At 63.2% G+C, this 25667-nt stretch carries 23 protein-coding genes; 7 read left to right on the forward strand and 16 right to left on the reverse strand.

The features are described from left to right. Positions 1-82 precede the first annotated feature (82 nt). Positions 83-445: a hypothetical protein gene (locus ACZ1JX_RS07470; protein ID WP_465126463.1), complete on the forward strand. Its 363-nt coding sequence runs from the start codon at positions 83-85 to the stop codon at positions 443-445. Here the strand turns inward: ACZ1JX_RS07470 and ACZ1JX_RS07475 are convergent. Beyond that, the gene (locus ACZ1JX_RS07475) at positions 414-1679 is read right to left on the reverse strand and encodes a YceI family protein (protein ID WP_465126122.1); all 1266 of its coding nucleotides are present in this window, start codon (positions 1677-1679) and stop codon (positions 414-416) included. The genes ACZ1JX_RS07470 and ACZ1JX_RS07475 overlap by 32 nt on opposite strands. A gap of 121 nt (positions 1680-1800) precedes the next feature. Here ACZ1JX_RS07475 and ACZ1JX_RS07480 point away from each other — a divergent pair, with 121 nt between their 5' ends. Next, complete coding sequence (locus ACZ1JX_RS07480) at positions 1801-2634, forward strand: TIGR00266 family protein (RefSeq protein ID WP_465126123.1); 834 nt, start codon at positions 1801-1803, stop codon at positions 2632-2634. A gap of 72 nt (positions 2635-2706) precedes the next feature. Here ACZ1JX_RS07480 and ACZ1JX_RS07485 read toward each other — a convergent pair whose 3' ends face one another. The 6 genes from ACZ1JX_RS07485 to ACZ1JX_RS07510 form a co-directional block, all read right to left on the reverse strand. Continuing rightward, positions 2707-5241 carry a TonB-dependent receptor gene (locus ACZ1JX_RS07485; protein WP_465126124.1) on the reverse strand — a complete coding sequence of 845 codons (2535 nt, stop codon included), beginning with the start codon at positions 5239-5241 and terminating at the stop codon, positions 2707-2709. Between the two features lie 91 nt (positions 5242-5332). After that, positions 5333-5530, reverse strand: a complete 198-nt coding sequence (locus ACZ1JX_RS07490; RefSeq protein ID WP_465126377.1) for a YezD family protein — start codon at positions 5528-5530, stop codon at positions 5333-5335. A gap of 317 nt (positions 5531-5847) precedes the next feature. After that, positions 5848-6057, reverse strand: coding sequence for a hypothetical protein (locus ACZ1JX_RS07495; RefSeq protein WP_465126125.1), 210 nt, complete (start codon positions 6055-6057; stop codon positions 5848-5850). 448 nt (positions 6058-6505) lie between these two features. Continuing rightward, a complete protein-coding gene (locus ACZ1JX_RS07500; protein ID WP_465126126.1) occupies positions 6506-7573 on the reverse strand; it encodes a phosphotransferase in 1068 nt (355 codons plus the stop codon). Beyond that, the gene (locus ACZ1JX_RS07505) at positions 7573-8766 is read right to left on the reverse strand and encodes an acyl-CoA dehydrogenase family protein (RefSeq protein ID WP_465126127.1); all 1194 of its coding nucleotides are present in this window, start codon (positions 8764-8766) and stop codon (positions 7573-7575) included. The genes ACZ1JX_RS07500 and ACZ1JX_RS07505 overlap by 1 nt, the downstream gene beginning before the upstream one ends. A 39-nt stretch (positions 8767-8805) precedes the next feature. Next, positions 8806-9567, reverse strand: a complete 762-nt coding sequence (locus ACZ1JX_RS07510; protein ID WP_465126128.1) for an SDR family NAD(P)-dependent oxidoreductase — start codon at positions 9565-9567, stop codon at positions 8806-8808. A 183-nt stretch (positions 9568-9750) separates the two neighbouring features. Between ACZ1JX_RS07510 and ACZ1JX_RS07515 the strand changes: the two genes are divergently transcribed. Further along, entirely contained in the window at positions 9751-10365 is a 615-nt protein-coding gene (locus ACZ1JX_RS07515; protein WP_465126129.1) for a TetR/AcrR family transcriptional regulator, read from the forward strand. Here the strand turns inward: ACZ1JX_RS07515 and ACZ1JX_RS07520 are convergent, their stop codons facing one another. From ACZ1JX_RS07520 to ACZ1JX_RS07545, 6 genes are all read right to left on the reverse strand, one after another. After that, positions 10366-10887 carry a c-type cytochrome gene (locus ACZ1JX_RS07520; protein WP_465126130.1) on the reverse strand — a complete coding sequence of 174 codons (522 nt, stop codon included), beginning with the start codon at positions 10885-10887 and terminating at the stop codon, positions 10366-10368. Between the two features lie 11 nt (positions 10888-10898). Next, entirely contained in the window at positions 10899-11441 is a 543-nt protein-coding gene (locus tag ACZ1JX_RS07525; RefSeq protein ID WP_465126131.1) for a methylamine dehydrogenase light chain, read from the reverse strand. Positions 11442-11478: 37 nt separating this feature from the next. Beyond that, a complete protein-coding gene (locus tag ACZ1JX_RS07530) occupies positions 11479-12084 on the reverse strand; it encodes a thioredoxin domain-containing protein (RefSeq protein ID WP_465126132.1) in 606 nt (201 codons plus the stop codon). After that, positions 12081-12653: a MauE/DoxX family redox-associated membrane protein gene (locus ACZ1JX_RS07535; protein ID WP_465126133.1), complete on the reverse strand. Its 573-nt coding sequence runs from the start codon at positions 12651-12653 to the stop codon at positions 12081-12083. The genes ACZ1JX_RS07530 and ACZ1JX_RS07535 overlap by 4 nt, the downstream gene beginning before the upstream one ends. Continuing rightward, the gene (locus ACZ1JX_RS07540; protein WP_465126134.1) at positions 12650-13825 is read right to left on the reverse strand and encodes an amine dehydrogenase large subunit; all 1176 of its coding nucleotides are present in this window, start codon (positions 13823-13825) and stop codon (positions 12650-12652) included. The genes ACZ1JX_RS07535 and ACZ1JX_RS07540 overlap by 4 nt, the downstream gene beginning before the upstream one ends. An 89-nt stretch (positions 13826-13914) precedes the next feature. Further along, a complete protein-coding gene (locus ACZ1JX_RS07545) occupies positions 13915-14595 on the reverse strand; it encodes a TetR/AcrR family transcriptional regulator (RefSeq protein WP_465126135.1) in 681 nt (226 codons plus the stop codon). Positions 14596-14779: 184 nt separating this feature from the next. On the opposite strand from ACZ1JX_RS07545, the gene ACZ1JX_RS07550 reads away from it, so the two are divergent. Genes ACZ1JX_RS07550 through ACZ1JX_RS07565 form a run of 4 tightly spaced genes read left to right on the forward strand, consistent with a single transcriptional unit; the run spans position 14780 to position 18974 of the window. Then, positions 14780-15256 (forward strand): (2Fe-2S)-binding protein, encoded by a 477-nt coding sequence (locus tag ACZ1JX_RS07550; protein ID WP_465126136.1) that lies wholly within the window; start codon positions 14780-14782, stop codon positions 15254-15256. Further along, complete coding sequence (locus ACZ1JX_RS07555) at positions 15253-17415, forward strand: xanthine dehydrogenase family protein molybdopterin-binding subunit (RefSeq protein WP_465126137.1); 2163 nt, start codon at positions 15253-15255, stop codon at positions 17413-17415. The genes ACZ1JX_RS07550 and ACZ1JX_RS07555 overlap by 4 nt, the downstream gene beginning before the upstream one ends. A 10-nt stretch (positions 17416-17425) precedes the next feature. Beyond that, positions 17426-18403, forward strand: a complete 978-nt coding sequence (locus tag ACZ1JX_RS07560; RefSeq protein WP_465126138.1) for an XdhC family protein — start codon at positions 17426-17428, stop codon at positions 18401-18403. A 10-nt stretch (positions 18404-18413) separates the two neighbouring features. Next, the gene (locus ACZ1JX_RS07565; protein WP_465126139.1) at positions 18414-18974 is read left to right on the forward strand and encodes a nucleotidyltransferase family protein; all 561 of its coding nucleotides are present in this window, start codon (positions 18414-18416) and stop codon (positions 18972-18974) included. On the opposite strand, the gene ACZ1JX_RS07570 is transcribed toward ACZ1JX_RS07565, so the two are convergent. The 3 genes from ACZ1JX_RS07570 to ACZ1JX_RS07580 all read right to left on the reverse strand — a co-directional run bounded on the left by ACZ1JX_RS07570 (position 18962) and on the right by ACZ1JX_RS07580 (position 25446). Beyond that, a complete protein-coding gene (locus ACZ1JX_RS07570; RefSeq protein WP_465126140.1) occupies positions 18962-21091 on the reverse strand; it encodes a penicillin acylase family protein in 2130 nt (709 codons plus the stop codon). The genes ACZ1JX_RS07565 and ACZ1JX_RS07570 overlap by 13 nt on opposite strands. Positions 21092-21164: 73 nt before the next feature. Then, on the reverse strand, positions 21165-22094 hold the full coding sequence (locus ACZ1JX_RS07575) for a response regulator (protein WP_465126141.1): 930 nt from the start codon (positions 22092-22094) through the stop codon (positions 21165-21167). After that, positions 22084-25446, reverse strand: a complete 3363-nt coding sequence (locus ACZ1JX_RS07580) for a hybrid sensor histidine kinase/response regulator (RefSeq protein ID WP_465126142.1) — start codon at positions 25444-25446, stop codon at positions 22084-22086. Before ACZ1JX_RS07580 ends, ACZ1JX_RS07575 begins: the two co-directional genes overlap by 11 nt. Positions 25447-25667: the final 221 nt, after the last annotated feature.

The raw sequence follows: 25667 nt of genomic DNA on the forward strand, positions 1-25667 counted from the left end.
AACAGTCGAACGCCGGCTTCAGATCATGAAGCTCGGTGAAGGCCTGCCCCTGATCGAGTCCTTCTGCATTCGCGCGGCCGCCGTGATGCATGTGCTGCATTCGCCCGAAGGCCGCATGATGGAGAGACTGGTCGACTGGTGCGACCAGGAATTCGGCAACGGCGAAATGAATTATCGTCAGGCGATGTATGTCGATGCCCTGACCAACATCACCGACGAACTAGGGCAGGCCGCCAAGGCACAGGACATCGAGATCGCCGATCCCGAACTCGCGGCGAGATTCTGGCTTGAAGGCTTGCTCGGCCATGCACGGTTGGAGACTTCGGCTCAGACCGTCGATCCGCAAGCGACCGAGACTTGGGCGCGGGCCTACTCGGAGTTCTTCTTCGCAGGCCTGCGCCACAGCGGCGCGATCAGGGCGCCTTCCTCACCGCCTTCAGATTGAAAACGACGCCCACGGCATCCTTCAGCTGATCGGTGGCTGACCATTCCGCTTCACCAACGCCAAACGAAAGGCGCTGGAGCGTTGCGTTCCCCGAAGCCGTCGCGCGATTGCCGTCAATTTTCAGACTGAAGCGCAGAGCCACAGGCTTGCGCTGTCCATGGAGCGAAAGCGTTCCACTGGCCACGTAGCGCCCCTCACCCGCAGCGCGGATGCTGGATGAAACGAACTGGGCGGTGGGATGCGCACCGACGCCAAAAAAGCTTTCACTGCGCAGCATGTCATCGCGCTGGCTGTCGCCGCTGTCCACCGAGGCAAGATCGATTGAGGCGCGGATCGACGAGCCTTGCAGATCCTCGGGATCGAACACGATGGTGGCATCCCACCGGGAGAATGACCCCTTGATCGTTTCTCCACTGTATTCCGCCGTAAAACCGAGACGACTACCCTTTTCCAGCTTCCACGGCGTCGCCTTTGCCGAAGTTGCCGCTGCGTCAGAGGCCAAAGCGGACGGTTCCGCCGCGATGTCTGACGCCACTTCGGATGGCATCGCCTCCATCGCGTCTGCCGAAGCGGTTTCCACTGGCGCGGGGGTGGCCTTGGTTGCCGGGAAGGAAAGGAAAAGGCCGCAGATCAGCGCGCCAGTGCCCAGCGCAATCGCCACGAAAGCAGCAATGCCGATCGAGCCATGCGAACGCACGGCTGTCGGCAGCATCCGCCCGATCACGTCCTCGCGTTTGAAATGATGGTAGAGCGCGCCTGCGACGTGCAGCCCGATCAGTATGATCCCGACCGTTCCCAGCGCACCGTGCAGAACCTCCGCAGGTTCATGCAAGCCCTGCCCGACCGGAAGGTCAGGCCATGGAACCTTGCCGAACAACATCGTCTGCAGTCGCACCTTCGCGGTCGAGACGATGAGCCATCCAGTCAGGGGACCGACGATCATTACAGCGTAAAGCAACACATGTACTGCCGAAGCCAGCAGCATCTGCGCCTTGCCGTCCTGCACTGGAGCCGGGCGTGGACGGACGAGGCGAACTGCCAGTCGCGCGAGACTCAGCAGCAGGATCGTGATGCCGATCGACTTGTGGAACTGATAGCCCGCGAACTGCACCGCGCCCTTTGGCAAGTCCTCAAGCGCCCAACCAAGTCCGATCTGGAACAACAGCAGCAGGGCAATGGCCCAGTGCAGCGCAATGGCAATTCCCGAATACCGTACCGGACGCAGTGTCGTCATACTTGTTTTCCCCTCGATCCGACGAGCGTCATAACAGCGCCGACGAAGACATGATATGCCCTCTCGCATCGGCGCGGTGGATTGCGACATCTGCGCTATTGCTTCTTTTCGGGAGACTTGAATGACCAATAGTCCATGGGCCCATCACCGCAGCGCTTCCATTGCCGACGACATCGATTTCGAGATCAAGGGCCAGGAACTGCAGTTCCTCGAGATCGAACTGGACCCCGGTGAAAGCGCCGTGGCCGAAGCCGGTGCCCTCGTTTGGAAGGACGGATCGGTCGGCATGACCACCGTGTTCGGCGATGGCTCGGGCGACCAGCAGGGTGGCTTCATGGGCAAGTTGCTGGGCGCGGGCAAGCGCCTCGTCACCGGCGAGAGCCTGTTCACCACGGTGTTCACCCACAATGGCTCGGGCAAGGCGCGCGTAGCATTCGCCTCTCCCACGCCCGGCGCGATCCTGCCGATCAAGCTGTCCGACGTCGGCGGCACCCTGATCTGCCAGAAGGACAGCTTCCTCGCTGCCGCACGCGGCGTGTCCATCGGCATCGCATTCCAGCGCCGGGTGATGACCGGCCTGTTCGGCGGCGAAGGCTTCATCATGCAGAAGCTTGATGGCGATGGCTGGGTCTTCGTGCAGATGGGCGGCACGCTCGTCGAAAAGGAACTGCGCCCCGGCGAGGAACTCCATGTCGATACCGGCTGCCTTGCCGCATACACGCCCGGCATCGACTTCGATCTCGTCACCGCAGGCGGCGTGAAATCGGTGCTGTTCGGCGGCGAAGGCCTGTTCTTTGCCCGTCTGCGCGGTCCGGGCAAGGTATGGATCCAGTCCCTGCCCTTCTCGCGCCTTGCCGGCCGGATGCTCGCAGCGGCCGGATCGCGCGGAGGACAGAACCGGGGCGAAGGCTCTATCCTCGGCGGCCTGGGCGATTTCATCGGCGGCAACAACTGACAAAGAAAGAGGCCGGTGGATCGCTCCACCGGCCTTTGAGTTCCGCATGCGCTGCGGGGTGGGAGAGTTCGTTCAGAACGTGGCTTTGATCGTCCCGCCAAAAGTGCGCGGATCGCCGATCTGTCCCGCGATCAGGCCGGTGTTGCCACCTGTGCCAGCCAACAGAAGTTCGACGTAGTTCTGGTTGAACGCGTTACGCACCCAGCCAAAGATGTCGAAGCGATCGGTACGGATGCCGGCGCGGAAGTTGTGCAGCGAATAACCCGCAACGTTAGTGTAGATCGAGGGCGACGGATTGGATGACCAGCTCGAACGATAGCTGGCATCATAGCCGAAGTAGGCCTGGCCCTCCTCGCCGAAAATCGGCGTCGGAAGGTTGAACTCGGCGCCCCAGGCCGCAGCCCACTTGGATACGCCCGGCAATGGCGAACCCGAGATGTCGACGAAGGGCGGGCTCACCGCACCCGGAGTACCTGCCGCACCGATCGTGCCGGTGTAGGTGCACTTGCCGGTCACGACGATTCCGGTGCTGGGACCACCGGAAAGCTCAGGCGGCGGCGGCGCGTCGCAGAACTTATCGAAGGTGGCGTCTGTATATGCTACGTTCGCATAAGTGCTGAACCGGTCGCTGGGACGAAGCGAGAGATCAGCCTCGACGCCGCGCGAGCGGACCTTTTCGGCATTGGCAAGATAGCCGCGGACGGTGCCCAGCTGGCCGTTGCTGACGCTGGCCTGGAAGTCCTTGATCTCGGTCCAGAACCCGGTGACGTTGAAAGTCGCCTTGCGATCCCAGAACTGCGTCTTGAAGCCCGCTTCGAAGTGATCGACCTTCTCCGGCTTGATCGTAAAGGCCGAAGCGATGGGCACGCCATTCGCATCAGCGGGAACGCCATTGAGGTTGATGCCACCCGTCTTGAACGAGCGGGCGTAAGTCGCATAGACGTTGATGTCCGGCGTGATCTTGTAACGCACGTTCACGTCGTACGACAGGTTCCAGGCGCTGAACGTCGGCTCAAAGAACTGCGAGGCCTGAATGCCGCGCAGCTGCGCGATCCATGCATCGGTGTAGTAAGGCGAGCCCGGAACTGGAGAGACGACCTGACGCGTGCCGTCCGAGGCGTTCCCGGTCACGACCGAATCGTAAAGCCCCTTCTTCTTGTCGTAGTTCACGCGAATACCAGGCGAGATAACCAACTGATCGGTCACATCCCAGTTCAACTTGCCGAACAGAGCCAGACTGGTGTTGTCGAGCCTGATATCGTTGATCGCAACGAGGTTGTTGGCAACGTTGGGGTCGTTCGAAAGGGCATTGGTCGGGTTGAGCAGCCACTTGCTCGCAGCCGTCCCTGTCTGCTGAATACCGCTGGTGCGGATCGACTGGTGGAAGCCGAACAGGCCGATCACGAAGTCATAGCCTGAACCCTTGTGGTTCCAGCGGAACTCCTGCGTGTACTGGTTCTGCTTCGTCGGGTTGTTGACCTTGGTGTAGACGGGCAGGCCGACATAGTCGCGGTCGTTCGCCGGGCCCCAGTCCCAATAACGCCACGCCGTGATCGAGGTGATCGTGTTGCCTTCATCAATATCCCACACAGCCTTGGCCGAAAGGCCGCCGTGCTCGTTGCGGGCTGTCAGCTGCGCATCAACATCGGTCAGACGATCAAAAGGATCGACGTTCGGCAGCGGGTAATCGGCGCGCGGGTAACCGGGGAAATAGGTCAGCAACGCGGGCAGCTGGCGATTGGCGGCACGCTGGGTTTTGCCATAGCTGTAGTACGGCAGGGCACAGCAGATCGGATCCTGCAGATTCCAGTCACCGGACAGCGTCACGCTAAGATCGGACCTGGGCTTCCACAGCAGTGCGCCACGCACGCCGATGTTGTCGATCGACTGGATATAGGTGTTGGTCGAGACATTGAAGATCGTGCCGCGGCGGCTGGTGGTCGAAGCGCTGATGCGCGCAGCCAGCGTGTCCGAGATCGGGCCCGTAATGGTCGCCTTGCCCTGCTTGAAGTTGAGGTTGCCCAGCGTCACTTCGGCCTTGCCGCCGAAGTCGAAGCTCGGCGGAGTGGTTGTGATATTGATCGCGCCGGCCGTCGTGTTCTTGCCGTAGAGCGTCCCTTGGGGCCCGCGGAGTGTTTCGATCTGCTGGACGTCGACAAAGTCTAGCGTCGCCGATGCGATGCGGTTGTAATAGACGTCGTCGATATAGATGCCGACACCCTGCTCGAACCCGTCGTTGGTCAGCCCGAACGGCGCACCGATGCCGCGAATATTGATGAAGGTGTTGCGCGGGTTCTGCGAATAGAACTGCAGCGTCGGCTGGATCTGGGTCAGGCGCGCGATGTTGAACGTGCCTTGCGCTTCAAGGCGGCCGGCGTCGACCACTGAAACCGCAATCGGAACAGTCTGGACGTTCTCCGTACGGCGACGCGCTGTCACCACGATGTCGCCGGGCGATCCTTCGGCTTCAGCCGGGACAGCCGTCACGTCAGCAGGGGCGGCCGCGTTCTGTTCGTCGGCAACCGGAGCAGGCTCGGCCGCCAGGGCGGCATGCGAGAGAAGAGCGAGCGGCGCAACGCCACCCGCGAGAAGGACGCGGAAATTCATCGTAGGACCTCATGTGTTCCCGAACGATGCTTCCGGTGGTCCGGTCAGCGGTTGCGGTTGTTCTGTTCTTGAAACCTGGTGCGTGGATCGATCAGTTCGGCTTGAGCCGTCGCTTCTCGGTCACGTCGATCTGGACGACACGTCCTTCATGGACGGTCAGTTGGATGGAGCCATAGCGCAGCCCGGTGAGGGCTTCTCGCACGCTGGCCAGGCTTTCCTCGAGTAGGCGTTCTGCCTCACCCGTGGTGCCGGCCCCAGTCCTCGCAGCTGTATTGGTGGGTTCGGTCATCGCCGGTTCGATCCTGTTGCCGCGCCGGGAGCCAGTCGATGATGCTTCCATTTTCGCACTGCCCCCTGCGCAATTTCCGGCGATTCGCGTCGCCGTTGAACGCTCTCTATACTCAACCAATTCACTAGACATTAAACTTCGTCTGTTCCGCCTCCAAGCTTTCCTATCAGGCTCGAAATGGGAGGCGCGGACGGACGACGCATTGCCCGCCGGACAATCGCGACCTAAAGTCTATTCAAATGATAGACAATTCGGCTGCGCCAGAACGCACGAAACTCCCGACGAGTCGTGCAACGCCAGCTACGGGTCGTCGCCAATCAGGAAGATGAAACCACCAGTCGCAGTTTCGGGGCGCGGCCTACGTCCTTGCTCTCGTCTGAAGTCGGCTCGACAATGCACTGCTTCAGGCAATCGACAGCCATCGCCAGATGCAGCGCCGCCATGGCCTCGCCGTGCTGGTCAAGATCGACAAGCGCATCGGAAAGGGTCTCGAACACTTCTGCGAGTGGCTTTGCTGCAACCGGCATTTGGCGACGCCTTATTCTGGGAGCGGGCGTTGTGCACCGTTCCGACATCCGTGGGCGTAGGTAACGCAGAAAGTGCGTGTTCAAAGGGAAGATTACACCGCTTATGAGCAAGCTGCAGACGAACCTGCCTGGCAGGTTGTGTGGGTCTGCGGATAATTACTTACCAAACTGTACGTTAGCAGATGCTCTTTCGAGCGTTTCAAAAATCCTGCAGGGATGTGATCTGTATCACAAACTGACTCCGCAATGGCCAGAGGTTGCAAAACGAGGTCCTGCGCCACTTCAGCACCCTTCGAGACCTCCGAATACGGCAATCGATTCGTCAGGCGGCGCGGGTCCGGACCGGGTGAGCGACTTGCCCCAATCAGACTTGGAAGAAGCAAGCCGACCACCGCCCCGATTGACGTGTGTTAACCTTCAGATCGAACCAATCCTTCGCGCGCGGTCGTCAGATGCAGCGCTCCATCGCTTCGCGCGCCAGCCTCGCCAGTACCGGAAATGCCTCCGCGCGATCCTTCGCGTGTGCCGAAGCAGCGGTCCCGCGCAGATAGCGCCCCTTGATTCCGTGAAAGATCGCGGCCAACCGGAAGAAGTTGAACGCCATGTAGAAATCCCAGGACGGAATCGTCTCGCGCCCGGTGCGGCGGCAATAGGCGGCAACATACTCCGCCTCGCTCGGGATGTTCAGCGCCTGCAGATCAGCCCCGACCAGCCCCGCCACGATATGCGGCGGCATGTGGTACATCATCGCGTGATAGGCAAAGTCGGCCAGCGGATGGCCGAGTGTTGAAAGCTCCCAATCAAGCACGGCGATCACGCGCGGCTCAGTCGGGTGAAAGATCATGTTGTCGCAACGGAAGTCACCATGGACCACGCTGGTCTCGTCCCCCTCGGGGATCGCCGTCGGCAGCCATTCCACCAGCGCATCCATGTTCGGATCGCGCCCGGCCAGTTCGTCCTCGAGATACTGCTTCGACCAGCGCCCGACCTGACGCGCGAAATAGTTACCGGGCTTGCCATAGTCGCCAAGGCCGACGGCTTCGTGATCGATCGAATGCAACTGCGCAATCGTCGCGTTCATTGCGTCGAAGTAGGCTGGGCGTTCTGCAGCAGGCACATCCGGGAAGGTCGCCTCCCAGAAGATGCGACCCTCGACCATTTCCATCACGTAGAACCAGCTGCCGATCACGCTCTCGTCGGTGCACAGCCCATAGACGTGCGCAACCGGAAAGCCGACCGAGCCGAGCGCCGAAAGGACTTTCGCCTCGCGCTCCACCGCATGGGCACCTTTCAGCACCGGCCCGGGTGGCTTGCGACGCAGGACATAGTTCCGCCCGGGGGTAAGCAGTTTGTAGGTCGGGTTGGATTGCCCGCCCTTGAACTGCTCTACCGCCAGCGGACCTGCAAAACCCTCGACGTTCGCCTCCATCCAGCGGTAGAGCGCAGCTTCGTCGAAGCTGTACCCCTCGCGGACCGGAGTCGTCCCGGCGTTGGCTTCCTGCGTCGCGGCCGACATTACTGCGCGCTCCCGGCCTGGGCGTGACGCCAGTCGCGGCGGATCTTCTTGGCAAGGCTCCACTTATGGACCTCGGTGGGGCCGTCATAGATGCGGAAAGCGCGCACTTCGCGGAACATCTGCTCCACGATGGTGTCTGTGGTGACACCTGATCCGCCCATGACCTGCACGCACTTGTCCGCCACGCGCATCAGCGCTTCGGAAACGGCAACCTTGGCCATCGAGCTTTCAACGGTGCCGAGCGAGCCTGTATCGAGGACGCCCGCGCACCAGTCGATCATCAGTTCGGCCTGCTTCAGGTCGATCATGTTCTCGGCGAGCATGAAGCCCACGCCTTCATGGTCGATCAGCTGCTTGCCGAACGCCATGCGGCGGTTGGCATAGTCGGACGCGATCTCCTGCGCACGGATGCAGCCACCCAGCCAGCGCATGCAGTGCGACAAGCGCGCGGGGCTGAGGCGCACCTGCGCGTACTTGAAGCCCTCGCCCGGCTCGCCAAGCATCTGGTCTGCCGAGACGCGCAAGTCCTTGATGTCGATCACCGCGTGGCCGCCAGGCATCGAGTTATCGATGGTATTGGGCACGCATACGATCTCGATAGCAGGGTCTGGCAGGTCGACTAGGAACATGCATGCGCCGCCCTCCTCGTCCTTGGCCATGATGATGCCGACCTTCGCGCCCTTGGCCCCGGTGATGAAGGCCTTGCGCCCGTTGATCACCCAGTGATTGCCATCGCGGCGGCAGGTAGTCTGCATCATCGAAGGGTCGGAGCCCGCGCCGCCTTCGCTCGCCGGCTCGGTCATGAAGAACGCCGAGCGCGATTCCCCTGAGACGAGTTGCTTGAGGAAGCGCTCCTTCAGTTCCGGGCTGCCGACTTTGCCGAGAAGGTACATGTTGCCCTCGTCCGGCGCCTGCGTGTTGCAGGCCAGCATCCCCAGCGGCGAAAGCCCCGAGCGGATAAGCACGACTGCCGTCTCGCGCTGGTTGAGATGACGGCCATCGGACAGGATATGCGGCGTCAGCACGCCTGCCTCGCGCGCCAGGCCACGCAGTTCCTGCACCAGTTCATCCGTCGGCGCGCCGTGATCGTCGCGGCGCGGGTCGCTCTCATAGGGAACAACGACCTCGCGGACGAACCGCTCAACCCGATCCGCGATCTCCAATGCGGCGTCCATGCCGATGCCATTTGCCATTATGTGTCTCCTGTATCGCGGGATCGGTTGGTAAACGTGTCAGCGCGGGGCCATGCGGATCGCGCCGTCGAGGCGGATCACTTCGGCATTGAGCATCGGGTTGACGACAATGCTCTCGACCATGCGCGCGTATTCCTCGGGCTTGCCGAGGCGGCTGGGGAACGGCACCTGCGCCCCGAGCGAGTCCTGCGCGTCCTGCGGCAGCGACTGCAGCAGTGGCGTCAGGAACAGACCGGGCGCGATGGTGTTCACGCGGATCCCGTAGCGGGCAAACTCACGGGCGATCGGCAGAGCCATGCCGACGACCCCGCCCTTGGATGCCGAATAGGCCGCCTGCCCGATCTGTCCTTCGAACGCCGCCACGCTGGCGGTGTTGATGATCACGCCACGCTCTTCGCCTACCTGCTCGGCATCGAAAATGCGGGCAGCGAACTTGGAGAGCACGTTGAAGGTGCCGATCAGGTTGATCTGGATGATCTTGCTGAAATCCTTGAGCGGGATCGCCTTGCCATCGCGGCCGATGACCTTGGCCGGCGGGCCGATCCCGGCGCAGTTCACCAGAATGCGCGCCTTGCCGTTCATCGCCTCGGCTTCAAGGATGGCGTTGTCGACCGCGTCCTCGTCGGTCACGTCGACCTTGAAGAACGTACCACCGATGGCTGCTGCATGGGCCTGCCCCAACTGCTCGTTAAGATCGAAGATGGCGACCTTGGCGCCAAGCTCGGCGAGTCGCGCAGCGGTAGCTCCGCCCAGACCCGAAGCGCCACCCGTAACGATTGCGGCAAGACCATTGATTTCCATGACAAAATCATCCTTCCGGTCACTGGCAAACCACCTTTCGGAAACCAGTGAGAACAATATCTACTTATGAGTAAGTATTGTCCGAATGGGTATGGTGTCAATCGCAAGATTGCCCTACCCTGCCCGGATCAAAGACCCGGCACGTCCGGCTTTCCAACTGGCACATCACGCAGGTATCCGCATTTGGCCGAACGATCGCCCTTCAAGACCCCCGCCGAACGCACCGAGGAACGCGAGGCCAAGCGCATGGCCGTGCTCAGCGCAGCCGTGCGGATGTTCAACGCGCGCGGCTACCACCAGACCTCGCTTGACGACGTGGCCGCCAGCCTCGGAATCTCGAAGCCGACCATCTACCATTACCTTGGCAACAAGGAGCAGGTGCTGGTCGAATGCCTGACCATCGGCATGAACCAGTTGCTTGCCGCATCGGACGATGCCCGCGAAGTCCACGGTCGCGGCATCGATCGCCTCCGTGCCTTTCTGCAGGGTTATGCCGAAGTGAACATGGAAGACTTCGGCCGGTGCAACATCCTGACCGCAAACGAAGCTCTGTCACCCGACGCGCGCGAAACGATCCGGCTGCTCAAGCGCCGCATCGATGGGGTTCTGCGCGAACTCGTGGAACAGGCGATAGCGGACGGCTCGGTCGCGCCGTGCGATCCGAAGCTCGCTGCGCTAACTCTAGCGAGCGCGCTCAACGGCCCCGCCCGCTGGCATCGGGCGGATGGCCCGCAATCGCCGCGGGAGATCGCGAAGACGCTCGTCGATTTCCTGGTAGCGGGCCTCGCCCCACGCTGATCAGGGATTGCGGTAGAAGTCCTTGAACGAAGCCGGCGCGCCGCACTTTGCAATCGCGGTGACCACATGGCGCTTGCGCTCGCTCACCAGCGAGGCCGACGTCAGCGCGAACTGCCGCTCGTACCCCACTTCCCTGGCTGTGAATGGCTGCGTCCCCGGCAACACGCTTTCCCCACCAAGGCCAAACACCATGAAGTTGAGCATGTCGGCCAGCTGCTGATTGTCGGATATCCGGCTCTTTGCGATGTTGGGCAGGCGCAGCAGATAGGCGCGCGTTGCAGGCGTGCACATCATGTAGCCCACCCGTCCGCGCAATTCCGGCAACCTGGCGGGCGCTGACAGCCCCTGCACGCCATGGCAACCGGCACAGTGCTCTACATAGTCTGCCTTTGCCAGTTCCGGATCGCTGATAGCGGACAGCCCGCGCGCCACGGTTTCAGCGCGCGGATCACCCTTGGCCGCAAGCCCCGGCGCCACGATGGCAAATACAGCTATCAGTCCTGCCAGAGCCAGCGTGCGCACAGCCGCCTCCGTCAGGCCGCGCCGATCATCATCGCGGTCGAGCAGTGATACTCCATGCTGCTCGTGCCGAAGCACCAGATGACGTTGTTGTTGAGCTGCGGCAGATAGAGCTGCGTCTCACGGTCGGTATTGTCGCAGCCGCACTGGCCGCAGGCAGGCTTTCCGCAGCAATCGCGATAGGCGATCATGTAGGCCTTCCCGTCATCGGGGTTGATGCAGGAACCCACCCACGAAACCGGCGAAGGCTCCGCCCCTGCAGGGCACGTATGAATGCCGCCGCCGCAGCAGGTGCACAGCGCGCCGTCGATGGCGCAATAGCGCCAGTAGTTGCACTTGGTGTAATCCTTGGTCTGGGCAGTGCGCGCAAACGCGGTCTTGGCCTCGGGCGAGCGGTCCGGCTTGGCCGCTTCGGCGCGGCTCACCGGAAGCAGCGGAAAGACCGGCGCGGCCACCAGCGCTGCACCAAGGCGCGACAGGATGCTTCGGCGGGACGTGCCACCGGCAAGGCGGCGCAACAGCTTCTCGCCCATCGCATCGGGATTGAAACGCTTCATCAAATGCCCCCTTCTAACGCTTTCCCGGCGCGACCGATCAGGCCGCCTCGACCTTCTTCAGCTTGCCGATATAATCCTGCACCGTGGCGATGCCCATTTCGTGGGCGACGACGAGGCTCTCGAGATGCTCGCGGCTATTCACCAATCCCTTTGACAGGATTGTACCCTCGGCATCGAGCAGCACCGCATAGGGCAGCTTGCCCACCTCGAACGCCTGTCCAACTTCCGGCCCATTGATGAAGCGGTAGCTTTCCAGCCCCTGCGCCGCGATCAGCCCGCGCTGGACATGCACGTCGTCGTCGCCGACGAAGGTCAGTTCCACGCGCTCATCCTTGGCAAAGGATCGCGCAGCCGGGATCAGGCCCTTGCACAGCGGACACGTCGCCGAGACGAACATCAGCAAGCGCAGCGGCACGGTCTTGGAAGGACCGCCCACAATCACGTCCTTGCCGTCAAGCGTTTGAGCAGGAACTGCCGGAGCCTTGCCCCCCACCGCCGGTCCACCGCTCGTCTGCAGCGCGCCTGCCGGTGCAACCCGCATGTGCAGCACACCAACCTGGCGTGCCAGCGCCAGCAGCGTCACGACCAGTGCGAGAATGACCACCCAGGAAAGCACCTGGGCCACGATCAGCGCCGTCATCATCGCATATTCCTTTCCATGGCAAGCGGGCCCTTCGCCAATGCCGCAAGGGCATTGACCAGCAGGGTCATGAGATAGAGCGCAGCACCGCTTGCAAGTCCGATCAGCCAGCCCGCAGACCCCGGCGCTGGCAGTTGCCCCAACGCAGGCAACAACAGCGCCGCCAGCACGAAGTTGCGGATTACGAGCGTTGCACTCAATGTCTGGCGCAATTCGGAGCGACCGCATCCGCAGTCTATATGCGAACGCCCACGACGAATATTGACGGCCATCGCCGCTGCGAACAGCAGCAACAAAGCGGCAGCCGGAATTGCCGCGAGGCTTATTCCGGCGATCAGGAAAAGTCCGATTGCCACCTCTGCGGGCGGGAGCAGACTGGCGACCGTCCCCACCAGCGCTGGCGGCAGCAGGCGGTAGTTCGCGACAACACCCGGCAACACCCGCCGATTGCGCAGCTTGGCGATTCCGGCCGTGAGGAACACTGCCCCGACACCGAACGCGGCTGCATACCCGGCTATCCCCAGCGCTGCGCCGAGATTTAAGCCGAGAGTCGGGGCCATCTCGATGATCACATCGGCTCCACGACCGTGATCAGGCCGCTTCCGCCATTCTCGATCTTGTGCTTCACCTCGCCGGTCTTGGAATCGATGATCACGGCATCCTTGCCGCCGCCGTTGACCATGATCATCGCCGCATCATCCTGCGTGATCTGGATGTTGCTGGGCTTGTCCTCGACCGGGTAGCGCTTGACCACCTTTTTTGCTGCAAGATCAATGCCCCAGATTTCCTCGGCACCTTCCTTGTGGCTCCAGTATTCGCCCTTGTGCATGAGCACCCAAAGTACGCCTGTGGGCCGGTGCAGCGCCATCGGCTGCATCCCGCCGGGATACCACGCGATGTCCAGCGGCTTCACATCCGCCGCCCTCATCCCTCCTGCTTCCTGAATGGAAAACGGCGCCCCCACTTCCACCTTGGCCCCGACCGTCGCGGTGCGAACCATGCCGGTGTAGCTGAGCATCACGACCTGCTTCTTCTTGCGGTCATAGACGGTGTTCGACCAGATCGGGTCCGCCGCTGCATCGAAGAAGGGTTCGGTACGGGTGATATCCTGCGTCGCCCCCTTGATCGCCACAGTGGCAATCGTCCCGTCGGCACAGAGCGATGAGAAGCCCACCCCGGGATTGGGGATCATCCCTGCACACCCCGGAAGCTCGATCGCCCGCACGAATTTGCGCTTGGCCAGATCGATGATGTTGACCGAAGAGGCCGGGTCGAAGTTGTAGTCGTAGGCAGTCTTCCCGTCGTCGGTCAGCACGAAGTTGGTGGAGAACCCGCCAACGATCAGGCGTCCCGGCGTCGGGATCTCGCCCAGAAGCTTCAACGTCTTGCTGTCATAGACCGAGACGAGGTCCTGCCGCGTGCCCCGGTTGACCTTGGACCACATCGTTTCGGCCACGTAATAGAACTTGCCCGCCGGATCGATGCCAAGGTCCGAGTCCCGGCTGGTGGCGATCATGCCGACCATCTTGCCGGTGCCTGCATCGAAGATGCTCGTCCCGGCAGAGCCCCAGCCACCGCGCACGAAGAACCATGTCGGCTTGGGCGGCTCCATCGTCATCACGCCCGGCTCTTCGGCCTCGGGCACGACGGCTTCGGCCGATGCCACCGCGGCGTTCATGGTGGCGAGCGAACCTGCCATCGCCGTTCCGATCAGAACCCGCGCCAACTTGCGTCCAAGCGTCATTCCGGCCCCCTTTGCCTAACCGACGGCAAGAGACTTGACGACTGTCCAGATTCGGTCAACGCCTTTTTTTGCGCCTGCGAAGAGAACGGCTATTTGCGGTCGGCCAGACCAGCAATCTCTGCCGACGTCACCGTCTTGGCAAGCGAAACAAGCGCATGGGTAGCAATCGCGGTAAACGCGCCCATTCGCGAAGCCCAGGGCTTCTCGTAGCCAAGGAACGGAGTCGCCCCCTCCATCGAAGCGCTGATGTAGAGCGCAACGTCGCGCACTTCCTGCGCGCTCAGCGCCGGGTTCAGTTCGGCGACGTATTCGGCGATGAAATCGTGGACGCGCTGATAGAACAGCCGCACACGATCGGCGACAAACTCGTTGTGGTTGGCCAGCGCCCACAGCTCGGTGAACAGCCGCGTGGTTCGCTTGCCCGCGATATCGTCAAGGCACATCACCACGATCAGACGCAGCCGCTCCTCGGCATCGAGGCCCGGCTGGCGCACCGTGCGCTCGAGCAGCTTGTCATAATTGCCGATGATATCGTCCAGCAGCGTCTGGATCAGCAGTTCCTTCTTGGGGAAGTGATAGCTGACATTGCCGACCTTCATCCCGCACTCGGCGGCGATGCGGCGGATGGTGAAGGCACCCGCCCCTTCATCGATCAGGACGCGCAAGGCCGCCTTGATGATCGCGTCGACCGTTTCCGTGCCACGCGCATAAGTGCCCGGACGCGGGGCGGACGGAAGGTCCGTGTCGAGAGTATCCGGTCGGGCAGCCATTGTCAGACGCGCATAACACCACCTGTCGCCAAGACCAAGGACGCGCATCACCGGGCGATCAAAGCGTTCGATTGCCCAACAAGGCGCTTGACCGGCCCTTGATGGCTGTCCAGATTCATTCGTGCGCGACATGGCTGTCCACGTCCGCGATCCCGGCATTCGGAAGACCCAAGGATTTGAGACGATGAGCATTTCCCTCACCGTGAACGGCCGCAAACGCATCGTTGAAACCGATGCCGACAAGCCCCTGCTCTGGGTCCTGCGTGAGGATCTCGACATGCCGGGCACCAAGTTCGGCTGCGGTGCCGGGCTGTGCGGTGCTTGCACCGTCCACCTTGATGGTGACGCCGTACGCTCTTGCCAGACGCCCATCGCCGATGCCGCAGGCAAGTCGGTCACCACGATCGAGGGCGTCGGCCTCAACGACATCGGCAAGCGCGTGCAGGAAGCGTGGATCGCGCTCGACGTGCCGCAGTGCGGCTATTGTCAGGCCGGCCAGATCATGTCCGCTACCGCCCTGCTCAAGCAGAACCCCATGCCCACGCCCGAGGACATCGACGGCTGGATGAGCGGCAACATCTGCCGCTGCGCCACCTACATGCGCATCCGCGCCGCGATACGCACCGCCGCAGGCCTGCCCACCGAGGAGTCCGTGGCATGAGCGACGCAATTTCGCTTTCGCGCCGCTCCTTCATCGCCACCTCGCTTGCCGGCGGTGCAGTTCTGACGCTCGATGCCTCGGTCGTCCTCGCCGCAGCAACAACCGCGGCTCCTGCCGACGTGCTGAACGCCTTCGTCCGCATCAACGCCGACAACACCGTCACCATCGGCGCCAAGAACCCCGAAATCGGCCAGGGCGTCAAAGTCATGCTGCCGATGCTCATCGCAGAGGAAATGGATCTCGACTGGGAGCAGGTTCGCATCGAGCAGACCGATGCCGACGAAAAGCGCTACGGCCCCCAGGTCGCCGGTGGCAGCACCGCCACTCCGCGCAACTGGCTGCCGATGCGCCAGGTCGGAGCGGCTGCCCGTGCCATGCTCGTGGCCGCAGCGGCAAAGAAGTGGGCCGTCGATCCGTCCAGCCTTTCAACCGCCAAGGCCGCCGTGATCCACGCAGCCTCCGGCAAGAGCGCCACTTACGCCTCCCTCGCAAAGGCCGCCGCCACCGAAACTGCGCCCGATCTTGCCAAGGTCCCGCTCAAGGACGAGAAAACCTTCACGATCATCGGCAAGTCCAAGCCCGGCGTCGACGTGCCCAAGATCGTCAAGGGTCAGCCCCTTTACGGGATCGACACCCGCCTGCCCGGCATGGTCCACGCCGCCGTGGTCAAGTGCCCCGCCCACGGCGGCACCGTCGCCTCGATCGATGATGCAGCCGTCAAGGCAATCCCCGGCGTCCTCGCCGTTACCGCCGTCAACAGCGGCTTCGTGCCCGAAGGCAAGTCCGACACTGTCGTGATCATCGCCGACAGCTGGTGGAAGGCCAGCAAGGCGCGCGAAAAGCTTGGCGTGAAATGGGACGATGCCGCCGTCACCGGCTTCACCACGGCAAAGTACGAAGCCGACGCTGCCAAGCTGGTCACCAGCGCCCCGCAGGCCAGCCTGCTCAAGACCGGCGATGCCGATGGCGCGCTGGCCAAAGCGGCCAAAGTGATCAAGGCGGACTACGACTATCCCTTCCTCGCCCACGCCCCGCTCGAACCGCAAAACTGCACCGCGCTGTTCAAGGACGGCAAGCTCGAGATCTGGGCGCCCAGCCAGAATCCCGGACAGGGGCGCGCCGAAACTGCCAAGCTCTGCGGCCTGTCGCCCGATGACCTTACCATCCACCTGACCCGCATGGGTGGTGGCTTCGGCCGCCGCCTGATGAACGATTACATGGTCATCGCAGGACAGGCGGCAAAGGCCCTCCCCGGCAAGCCGGTCAAGGTCCTCTATGACCGCACCGACGACTTCCGCCACGACTTCTACCGCCCCGCTGGCTGGCACCGCTTTACCGCAGGCCTTGATGCCAGCGGCGCACTGGTTGCCCTCAAGGACCACTTCGTCACTTTCGGCAAGGACGGCAAGCCGATCCGCGCCGCGCAGATGGCGCCGACCGAGTTTCCCGCACCGGTCGTGCCCAATGTCGATCTCGGCATCAGCTACATGGCGACCAACCTCGCCACCGGCTGGCTCCGCGCGCCCACGTCGAACGCGATGTCCTTCGTATGGCAGTCGTTCATGGACGAGGTCGCCGAAGCAGCCGGGCTTGATCTTCCCGAATTCATGCGCCGCACACTGGGCCCCCCGCGCGAGATTCCCGGCGAGCGGGTCAGCTTCCACACCGGTCGTGCCCGCGGCGTGATAGACGCCGTATGCAAGTCTGCCAGCTGGAAAGGGCGCGAAAAGGGACGTGGCTTCGGATTCTACTTCAGTCACCTTGGATACTTCGCTGAAATCGTTGACCTTTCCATGAAGAACGGTGCTATCAGCATCGACAAGGTCTGGGTCGCCGGAGACATCGGTGCGCACGTGATCAACCCGATCAACGCGATGAACCAGGCGCAGGGCTGCGTCATCGACGGGATCAGCCAAGCGCTCATAGGCCAGAAGATCGTGCAGGAAGCCGGGGCCATCACCGCCGAGAACTTCGGCGATTTCGCGCTCATGCGCATCGATGCCGCTCCGCGCGCCATCGCCGTCGAGTTCGTGAAGACCGATTTCCCGCCAACCGGACTTGGCGAACCCGCCTTGCCACCGGTCATTCCGGCGCTGGCAAACGCGGTCTATTCGCTCACCGGCAAGCGGCATCGCCGACTGCCGCTGGAGATGGTATAGCCCGCGATCTATGGTCGCCACGACTCCGCTGGACATCCTGAACTTCCTCGCCGCCCGCGCGGAAGAAGGCATTGATTGTACGCTGGTCACGCTCGTTGCCGTGACCGGCGGCTCTTCGCGTGCGGTCGGCGCACAGATGGCCGTGGCCGCTGACGGACGACGGATCGGCTCCTTTTCGGGCGGATGCGTCGAGGACGCCGTCGCCGCCGAAGCGATCGACGCTTTGCGCGAAGGCTGGGGCCATGTCGTGCGCTATGGCGTGGGCTCGCCCTATATCGACATCCGTCTGCCCTGTGGCGGCGGGATCGATCTGCTGTTCACCCCGCGCCCCGATCCTGCGGCAATCAGCCAGGCCATTGCGCAGCTCGCAGCGCGCCATCAGGCAGTTTTGCGCATCGAATGCGACAAGGTCGTTCTCGCCGATCCCGCCGATCAGTCCGCTTGGGACGGCATTGCACTCACGCATTGCTACCAGCCACCGCTCATGGTCCATGCCTTCGGCCAGGGTGAGGATCTCACGGCTTTTTGCCGTCTGGCCAAGGCTTTCGGCACCACAGTTCATGCGCTATCTCCCGAAACCGAAACTTGCGCGAGCCTTGAGGCCGAAGGCGTAGCCGCAACGCTTCTCCACACCCGGAACACCATGCCTTTGACGGATGTTGACCCGTGGTCTGCCATCGTCTTCCTGTTCCACGGGCGTGACTGGGAGGAAGGCCTGCTTCCCCAGACACTGGCTTTCCCGGCGTTCTATCACGGTGCCATCGGCAGCCGCCGGACCCATGCCGCGCGCCTTGATGCCATGCGCGCTGCAGGCATCTCCGAGGAACGGATCGCAACGCTTCGCGGCCATATCGGCCTGATCCCCGCTACGCGAGATCCTGCAACGCTGGCGCTTTCGGTCCTTGGCGAGATCGTCGCCGAATACAATGCCCTCGCCAGATGGACTTACTGGACCGGAGCCCCACTGGAAGCCCAAGCCGCCCAATGAGCGTGAAGGCATGAGCGCCGAAGGCATTGCGCTCGTCCTGCTCGCAGCCGGGCGCGGATCGCGTTTCGGCAGCGCAAAGCTGGCCGCGTTGCTCGGTGGTAGGCCGCTGGCCCATCACGTGGCAGAAAGCCTTTCCGCCCTGCCCTTTGCCCGCCGCCTTGCGGTCTGCTCGCCAATGACGCCCGACCTGCCGGGGTTCGAGAGGGTCCTGATCGACCCACCCGACGCACCGCTATCCCGTTCGATCGCTACCGGAATTGCCAGCGTGCGGGATGCACAAGCTGTGCTGTTCGCGCTGGCAGATATGCCACTGGTGCCAGCAAGTCACTTCGCCCTCCTTATCGCCGAGTTCGATGGCAACCGCATCGCCACACAGGTCGGGTTGCTGACAATGGTCCCCGCCATCTTCGGCGCAAGCCACTTCCCGGCGTTGCAGTCGCTTCAGGGGGATCGCGGCGCAGGCGCGCTCCTCCGCGATGTTCCGTCCGTTGACCTCGCCGAAGATCTTGCCCTCGATATCGACAGGCCCGAAGACCTGCAGCGCGCCGAAGACATGCTTCAAGGGCGGTAACTGCGCTCCACATGGCCTGCGAGATCTTCAGGGTAGAAGTACACTGGTCGCATCCCGCCCGAGGCATAGAGCCCAGCCTGATCGTTGAAGTGCAGTGATCCCTCTCGCCCGCTCGCTCCGCCGGACGACACTGCCATGGCCCGCACCTTCGCCCCGAACTCCACCACCGCGACAAAGCTGTTGCCGCTTGTGCCATACCAGCGCCGCGTGCCCGGATACTGCTTGGCCCCGAACGAGGCGAGCGAGCCCCAGCGCGCCGAGGCGAAGGCCACAGGAAGGCTCGGTTTGTCGTCCGCGAATTGCTGGACGATGGCCGAGGTCGTCCGCTGATAGCGATTGACCTCGCCCCAGGGCACCTGCCACCCGCCGAAATCTGCCGTCAGCTTTGCAACGGCGCGCGCCAGTGCATCCCGGCGCTGTGCCGGTGACGTCCGCCGCATCTCGTCGAACACGTTGCCGTGCCGGGGCAACGCGGTCTGAACGCTCGCGCTCAACTCCTCGCCCCAATAGTTGGCAAGGCTCATGGCCTGCGAATCCATCGACCAGCGCCGGTCCCACCCTTTTAGCAGCGCCACCGGCCCTGCCAGCGGATCGCCTGCGGCAACCTCGGGCAGACCGGGGATCAGGTCCTCGAACAATGGCATGTGCGGATCGTAAGCCAGCGTGCGCAGCGTATCGAGATCGAGCGACTTGGCCTTGCCCAGAAGTTCCAACGCGTGGTCCCCGCGCGGATTGGCGCCGACCTGATCGAACGTCGCCGCCCAACGTGCCGGATCAACCGTCCCTTCGCCAGCGGCACGCCATGGCGCATCGTTGGAATTGTACAGCCAGCCCGCTGCCGGATTGAGCACATCGGGTCGTTCACTTGCCTGATAAACCCCGCGCCAGTCCGCTGCCGGATTGCTGCCGTCCACCGGATCGCGATAGTCGAACCGTGCATCCCGTCGCGGCGCGAACTGCGGCAGCAACAGCGCGATATTGCCCGCCCGATCGGCAAAGAGCGTGTTGTTCGAGGAATTGGCCTTCAGCTCCGCCGTCTTCAGAAACTCCGCTTGCGTCCGCGCCTTGGTCCGCAGCCATGACTGGCTGAGCGCTGCCACCGGCCGGTGCATCAGTGACAGGGCGATCCAGTTGCCCTTGCTGTCACTTCGCACGACCGGCCCATGCACGCTTGCAAAAGTGGTGAAGGTCTTTTCACCCAGACTTCCATCCAGTTTCCTGTAGCGCAGGGTCACCGGCTTCTCAGCAAATGGCTTCAGGACATTTCCACGCCTGTAGAACCACTTGCCAGACTTTCTTGATACCGTCTCGACAAACTCGTCGACATTGTCGGCGCCGCTGGTCGTATGCATCCAGCCAAGGTTCTCGTTGAACCCCTGGTAAATGAAGAATTGCCCCCAGGTCGACGCGCCATAGGCATGAAGCCCCTCGTCGCTGCGCATCTCCAGCTCCGAGCGGAAAAACAGGGAGGTGTGGGGGTTTATCAGCAGGAGTGCATGTTCATTGGCAGACATCTTCGGCGCGATTGCAATGCCGTTCGATCCACGCGGCTCGTTGTCGCGCACGGTCTCCATCGCCAGCGCCAGCGGGCTTGCCTCGCCTCCATAGAATGCGGCGAGCGGCTTGAGCGGGGCCTTCTCGATGTCGCCACCGATCGAGCCTTCGGTGAACGACAGCGCCATCCACGGCTCGAACCGTGTCAGCACTTTGGGCCGATCTTCCGGATGCGTGGCAATGTAGTGGTTGAGCCCCGCCGCCCATGCGTCCATCAGCCTGCGCAACCACGCGGGTGAGCTTGCATAATCGCGCTTGAGCGCTTCCGGATCGATCCACAATCGCTGGCGCAGGTCCTGCCAGAGGAAGTCCTCGCCCTCTGCCTCTGCACGCCGCCCCAGCGCGGTCAGCAGGTTTGCCTCCACGCGCGGAAAATCGTCCTCGGCTTGGGCATAGATCGCACCGAACACCGCGTCCGCATCCGTCTTGCCGCGCACATGGGCAATGCCCCAGTCGTCGCGGGTAATGCTGACGTCATGCCGTCGAGCTTCCGCAGCCGATGCAGGCACGCTGGTCAGCAGGAGCGCCGCCAAGGCGCTGCGGGAAAGGGGCTGGATCCTCATCCGAAGATCATAGCGCCTTTCCCGCAGCTTGGCGAAGGAAGAGGGAGAGAGCGGCCCCCTTCGCCAAACCGGTTCATGCAATCGTCCGCACTGCAAACGCCGCCGCCGCCGCGCGCGTTTCCACGCCCAGCTTCTCGAACACCTGCTCCAGATGCTTGTTAACCGTGCGCGGGCTGATCCCGAGAATCTCGCTGATCACGCGGTTCGGCTTGCCATAGCTGATCCACAGCAGCACTTCGGCCTCGCGCTGGGTCAGGCCATAGCGCTCGCGCAAGCGCTCCACCTCCGCCCCCTCACGGATCAGGTTGAGCCGGATCAGCAACTCCCGCCCGCCCGCGTCATCACCGCGCATCGGGCCGACCATGACCAGTTCGATGGTCTGCCCCGCCGCATCGAAGCGCAGTGAAGCTTCCGGATTGTCCCGCTGAGCCAGCAATCGGGCGACGGGCGCCGCGAAGTCCGCCGGCAGCCCTTCCCCTTCGCCCATCCCGCTCATCAGCCGCTCGACCTGCGGCGTGGCCCAGAGCAGTTGCCCGGCCCGGTCGACCGCAAACAGATGCCGCCCCGTGGCATCCAGCGCCGAGCGCCCCGCCTGCGAAACCCGCGCCGCCGCCAGATGCACCCGCATCCGCGCCAGCAATTCCTCAATGGCGATAGGCTTGCGCACGTAGTCGACCCCGCCCGCATCGAGCGCGCGCACCGCATGCTCGGTCTCGGTCAGGCCGGTCATGAAGATCACCGGAATGTCGGCTAGACGCGGCTGCTTCTTGATGGCCCGCGTCGTATCGAACCCGTCCAGCCCCGGCATGATCGCATCGATCAGGATCAGGTCGGGCGCGACGTGCTCCAGCAATTCCAGTGCGTTGCTGCCATTGGTAGCGATCAGCACGGTCATGCCGGCGCGTTCGATCGTGTCGATCAGGAAGTGCAGCGATTCCGGATTGTCGTCGACGACAAGCACCGTATCGCGGCCCGCCTCCCCGCTCAGACCTTCACTGAACATGGACGACACCTCGTCGGAGGGCCTCGCGCAGGCCCTTGAAATCGAAGCATTCGAGACTGGTACGCAAGTGTGCGACGAAACGGGCTGCATCGGGAACGGCATCCTCAAGTTCGGAAAGACGGTTCTGGATCGCGCGGACGTTGCCGATCCGGGCGAGGCTTTCGATTTCGGGTACGAAGGGCAAGGCGGCGGCAGGCAGGTGCAGTTCGACCGCCGAGGTGGCAGGCATCGCCTTGCGCGGGCTGCCGTCCTCGACGGTCCAGGTCACGTCCAGCTGCCACGACAGCGCATCGAGCAAACTGTCGAGTTCGATCGGCTTGGTCAGGAACATGTCGTGCGGATCGTGCCCGTCCCCACCGCGCCGGAACTGGTGCGCATCGGCCGAGACCATGACGATGCGCAAGCCGCTGCCATGCGCCGCCCGTAGCAGCCCTGCCGTCTCCCAGCCGGTCTTGCCCGGCATCGAGATGTCCATGAGCACGATGTCCGGCCGCGTCGCCGCCGCCAGCGCAATCGCCGTATCGCCATCGCGCGCGCCAACAACCGTGAAGTCCAGCGGCCGCAGCAGGTTCTCGATCACAGCTGCCTGCGCTGCATCGTCGTCCACCACAAGAACCCTGCGCCGCTCGCCTTCATAGCCGGTGATCACGTCCGCGCGGTGGCTCTGCACCGGCTGCGTCACCGGGCGCGAGAGCATCAGGCGCAGCGCAAACCGCGTCCCTTCACCCAGCGTGCTGTCCACCGTCAGGTCCCCGCCCATAACGTGAACCAGCGTCGAGGTGATCGCCAGCCCCAGCCCGATCCCCGGCTGCCCCGCCACCGAATTGCTGTTGCCCCGCTCGAACGCGCCGAAGATCCGGTCCATGTCCTCGGGCGCGATGCCGATGCCGGTGTCGATCACCTCGAACGTCGCGATCTCCCCGCGCCAGCCGATCCGGAACGTCACTGAACCTGCGGGCGTGAACTTGATCGCGTTCGAGATCAGGTTGATCAGCACCTGCCGCAAACGCTTCTGGTCCCCACGCACAAACTCGGGCAACTGCTTGGGCGTTTCCAGCTGGAACTTCAGCCCCTTGGCCTGGGCCTGTGGGCGAAACATGTTGGCGATCTGCTCGACGAAGGCCGGCAGGCGGATCGTGTCGCGCGACAGGCGAAGCACGCCCGCTTCCACCTGCGCGATGTCCAGCAACCCGTCGACCAGATTGGACAGATGCTCGCTAGACCGGCAGATCACGCGCCCCGCATCCTCGGGCTTCAGATCGCTCCCCCGCTCAAGCAACTGGGCATAGCCGTAGATCGAATTGAGCGGCGAGCGGATCTCGTGGCTCACCGATACGAGATACCGGCTCTTCGCCGCATTCGCCGCCTCGGCCACCTCGCGCGCCTTCTGCAAGGCCGCATCGGTCGCCTCATGCGCCGCGATTTCCTGCTCCAGCTCGCCAAGGTGCCGCCGTGTCTCGTCCTGCGCCGCGCGGCGGCTCTCGTGCGCCAGCACGATGAACCAGCTCCCCACGCCCGACATGAAGAAGAACACCAGAAACACCGCGAACAGGATAGACCAGACATGCGTCGCCAGTGCAGGATAGACCCGCGCATACTCGCGCCCGATCAACCCGAGCACCAGCATGTTGGCCAGCGTGAACGCGCCAGCGACACCAACGAAATGCCCGGTCGTTGTGTGCACGTATCGTGCCAGACGCTGCGGCAGCATTCGCTCGGCAAGGTTGGTGAACTGCTCGGTCGCCCGGCTGCCCTCCTTGCAGATGTCGTGGCAGCGCGTCTCGAGCGTGCAGCACATCGAGCAGATCGGCCCCGAATAGACTGGGCAATGCGCGGTATCGCCGCGCTCGAAGCGGTTCTCGCAGTTCACGCAAGTCTGGATCGCCGCTTCGCAGGGCGTACGCTTGCGGGCAATGTAGTACTGCCCCTTGGTCAAGATCGCGAGCATCGGCGCTGCTACAAATGCCACAAACAAACCGATCACCGGCGCGAACGCCTGTGCCACTTCTCCGGCAAACCCGAGCTGGCACAGGGCTGAAGCGACCAGCGACAGCAGAATCGCGCCCATACCGACCGGATTCACGTCATAGAGGTAGGCGCGCTGGAACTCCGTGTCTTGCAGCCTCAAGCCCAACGGCCCCGACACCAGAAGGTCCGCGCTCAAGGCACCGATCCAGCCTGCCGCAAGGCTGGAATAGAGCATCAACACGATCTCCATCGAGCGGAAGATGCCGAAGAACAGCAGGGTTGTCGCCAGCCCGACATTGAACGCCAGCCATACCGCACGTCCGGCATAGCCATGGGTCAGGCGCGAAAAGACATTCGACCAGGCAATGGCCCCGGCATGGGCATTGGTCACGTTCACCTTGAGCTGGCAAACGATCACCAGCACTGCGGTCATCACCAGTCCACCGCGCGCAGACCCGGTCAGCGGGCCGAACACCTGCCCGAACATCGCATCGGGCGTACCGGCGATGTCAGGCGCAATGCCCGAAGACACCGCCCATGCCACAAGCACGGACCCGAGCAGCAGCTTGCCCCCCCCGATCAGCAACCAGCCCGGTCCGCCCAGCACCACCGCTGTCCACCACCGCCTTGCGCCAATCACTTCGCGCGGCGGCATGAAACGCAGATATTCAACCTGCTCACCAATGCGGGGCAAGAGCGATAGCAGCACCGAAAGCGCAAGGCCGAACGAAACCAGCTGCGTTCTCGGAGCGTAGATCCCGGTAAAGTCCACCCAGGCCGTGATCACCTCGTCACCGCGCCACAGCACATAAGCCAGCGGGATCAGCTGCAGCACGATCCACAGTGGCTGGGTCCATGTCTGAAAGCGCGCAATCGTCCGCATTCCATGAAGCGCGATGGGAAGCACCACGAGCGCACAGACGATATAGGCAAGCTCGATCCTGATCCCGGTCAGCGCCTGCAAGGCCACCGCCATGATGCTCGCCTCGAGCGCAAACAGCAGGAACGTGAACGAGGCATAGATCAGCGAAGTGATCGTCGAACCAAGATAACCGAAACCCGCGCCGCGGGTGATCAGGTCAATGTCGAGCCCCTTGCGGGCCGCGTGCACGGCAATGGGCAGGCTGACGATGAACATCAGCAGACACCCTGCCAGGATCGCCGCGACGCTGACCCCCATGCCGTAGAACAAGGTGATCGTCGCGCCGATGACTTCGCAAACCAGTGAAGCGCTTGCGCCGAGCGCGGTCTGCAACACCACGCCGGTCGACCAGTGACGGGCAACTACGGCGGTCTGGCGATGGGCATGGTCGTCAAGCGTCTGTCCGGTGACCCACTGGTTGTAGGATCGCCTCTCGGAAACGATGGTGACAGCGCGCGGCACCGCCTCAGGTGGCCCCGGCCGACTTGATGACCCGCTCCGCGATGACAGTTGCAAGCCGCCTCAAACCCCCGATGGGCGAGAATTCTGTCGGCATATCAATGTCCGTCGGCGGCACTGTGTCCATGCCTTGATAGTGCCGGTCTGCGACGCTCCCGAGGATGGGCCGATTTACGTACGCCCCTTGGTGCGAACGCTCTCACTCTACGTCAAATGACCCATAG

The sequence above is a fragment of the Novosphingobium sp. BL-A-41-Hi4A-0G genome (assembly GCF_055521735.1).

Bases quoted from the DNA above. Each gene is read 5' to 3' on its own strand.
- ACZ1JX_RS07475 (WP_465126122.1), bottom strand. From the start codon at position 1,679: ATGACGACACTGCGTCCGGTACGGTATTCGGGAATTGCCATTGCGCTG.
- ACZ1JX_RS07480 (WP_465126123.1), top strand. From the start codon at position 1,801: ATGACCAATAGTCCATGGGCCCATCACCGCAGCGCTTCCATTGCCGAC.
- ACZ1JX_RS07485 (WP_465126124.1), bottom strand. From the start codon at position 5,241: ATGAATTTCCGCGTCCTTCTCGCGGGTGGCGTTGCGCCGCTCGCTCTT.
- ACZ1JX_RS07490 (WP_465126377.1), bottom strand. From the start codon at position 5,530: ATGACCGAACCCACCAATACAGCTGCGAGGACTGGGGCCGGCACCACG.
- ACZ1JX_RS07495 (WP_465126125.1), bottom strand. From the start codon at position 6,057: ATGCCGGTTGCAGCAAAGCCACTCGCAGAAGTGTTCGAGACCCTTTCC.
- ACZ1JX_RS07500 (WP_465126126.1), bottom strand. From the start codon at position 7,573: ATGTCGGCCGCGACGCAGGAAGCCAACGCCGGGACGACTCCGGTCCGC.
- ACZ1JX_RS07505 (WP_465126127.1), bottom strand. From the start codon at position 8,766: ATGGCAAATGGCATCGGCATGGACGCCGCATTGGAGATCGCGGATCGG.
- ACZ1JX_RS07510 (WP_465126128.1), bottom strand. From the start codon at position 9,567: ATGGAAATCAATGGTCTTGCCGCAATCGTTACGGGTGGCGCTTCGGGT.
- ACZ1JX_RS07525 (WP_465126131.1), bottom strand. From the start codon at position 11,441: ATGAAGCGTTTCAATCCCGATGCGATGGGCGAGAAGCTGTTGCGCCGC.
- ACZ1JX_RS07530 (WP_465126132.1), bottom strand. From the start codon at position 12,084: ATGATGACGGCGCTGATCGTGGCCCAGGTGCTTTCCTGGGTGGTCATT.
- ACZ1JX_RS07540 (WP_465126134.1), bottom strand. From the start codon at position 13,825: ATGACGCTTGGACGCAAGTTGGCGCGGGTTCTGATCGGAACGGCGATG.
- ACZ1JX_RS07545 (WP_465126135.1), bottom strand. From the start codon at position 14,595: ATGGCTGCCCGACCGGATACTCTCGACACGGACCTTCCGTCCGCCCCG.
- ACZ1JX_RS07550 (WP_465126136.1), top strand. From the start codon at position 14,780: ATGAGCATTTCCCTCACCGTGAACGGCCGCAAACGCATCGTTGAAACC.
- ACZ1JX_RS07555 (WP_465126137.1), top strand. From the start codon at position 15,253: ATGAGCGACGCAATTTCGCTTTCGCGCCGCTCCTTCATCGCCACCTCG.
- ACZ1JX_RS07560 (WP_465126138.1), top strand. From the start codon at position 17,426: ATGGTCGCCACGACTCCGCTGGACATCCTGAACTTCCTCGCCGCCCGC.
- ACZ1JX_RS07565 (WP_465126139.1), top strand. From the start codon at position 18,414: ATGAGCGCCGAAGGCATTGCGCTCGTCCTGCTCGCAGCCGGGCGCGGA.
- ACZ1JX_RS07570 (WP_465126140.1), bottom strand. From the start codon at position 21,091: ATGAGGATCCAGCCCCTTTCCCGCAGCGCCTTGGCGGCGCTCCTGCTG.
- ACZ1JX_RS07575 (WP_465126141.1), bottom strand. From the start codon at position 22,094: ATGTTCAGTGAAGGTCTGAGCGGGGAGGCGGGCCGCGATACGGTGCTT.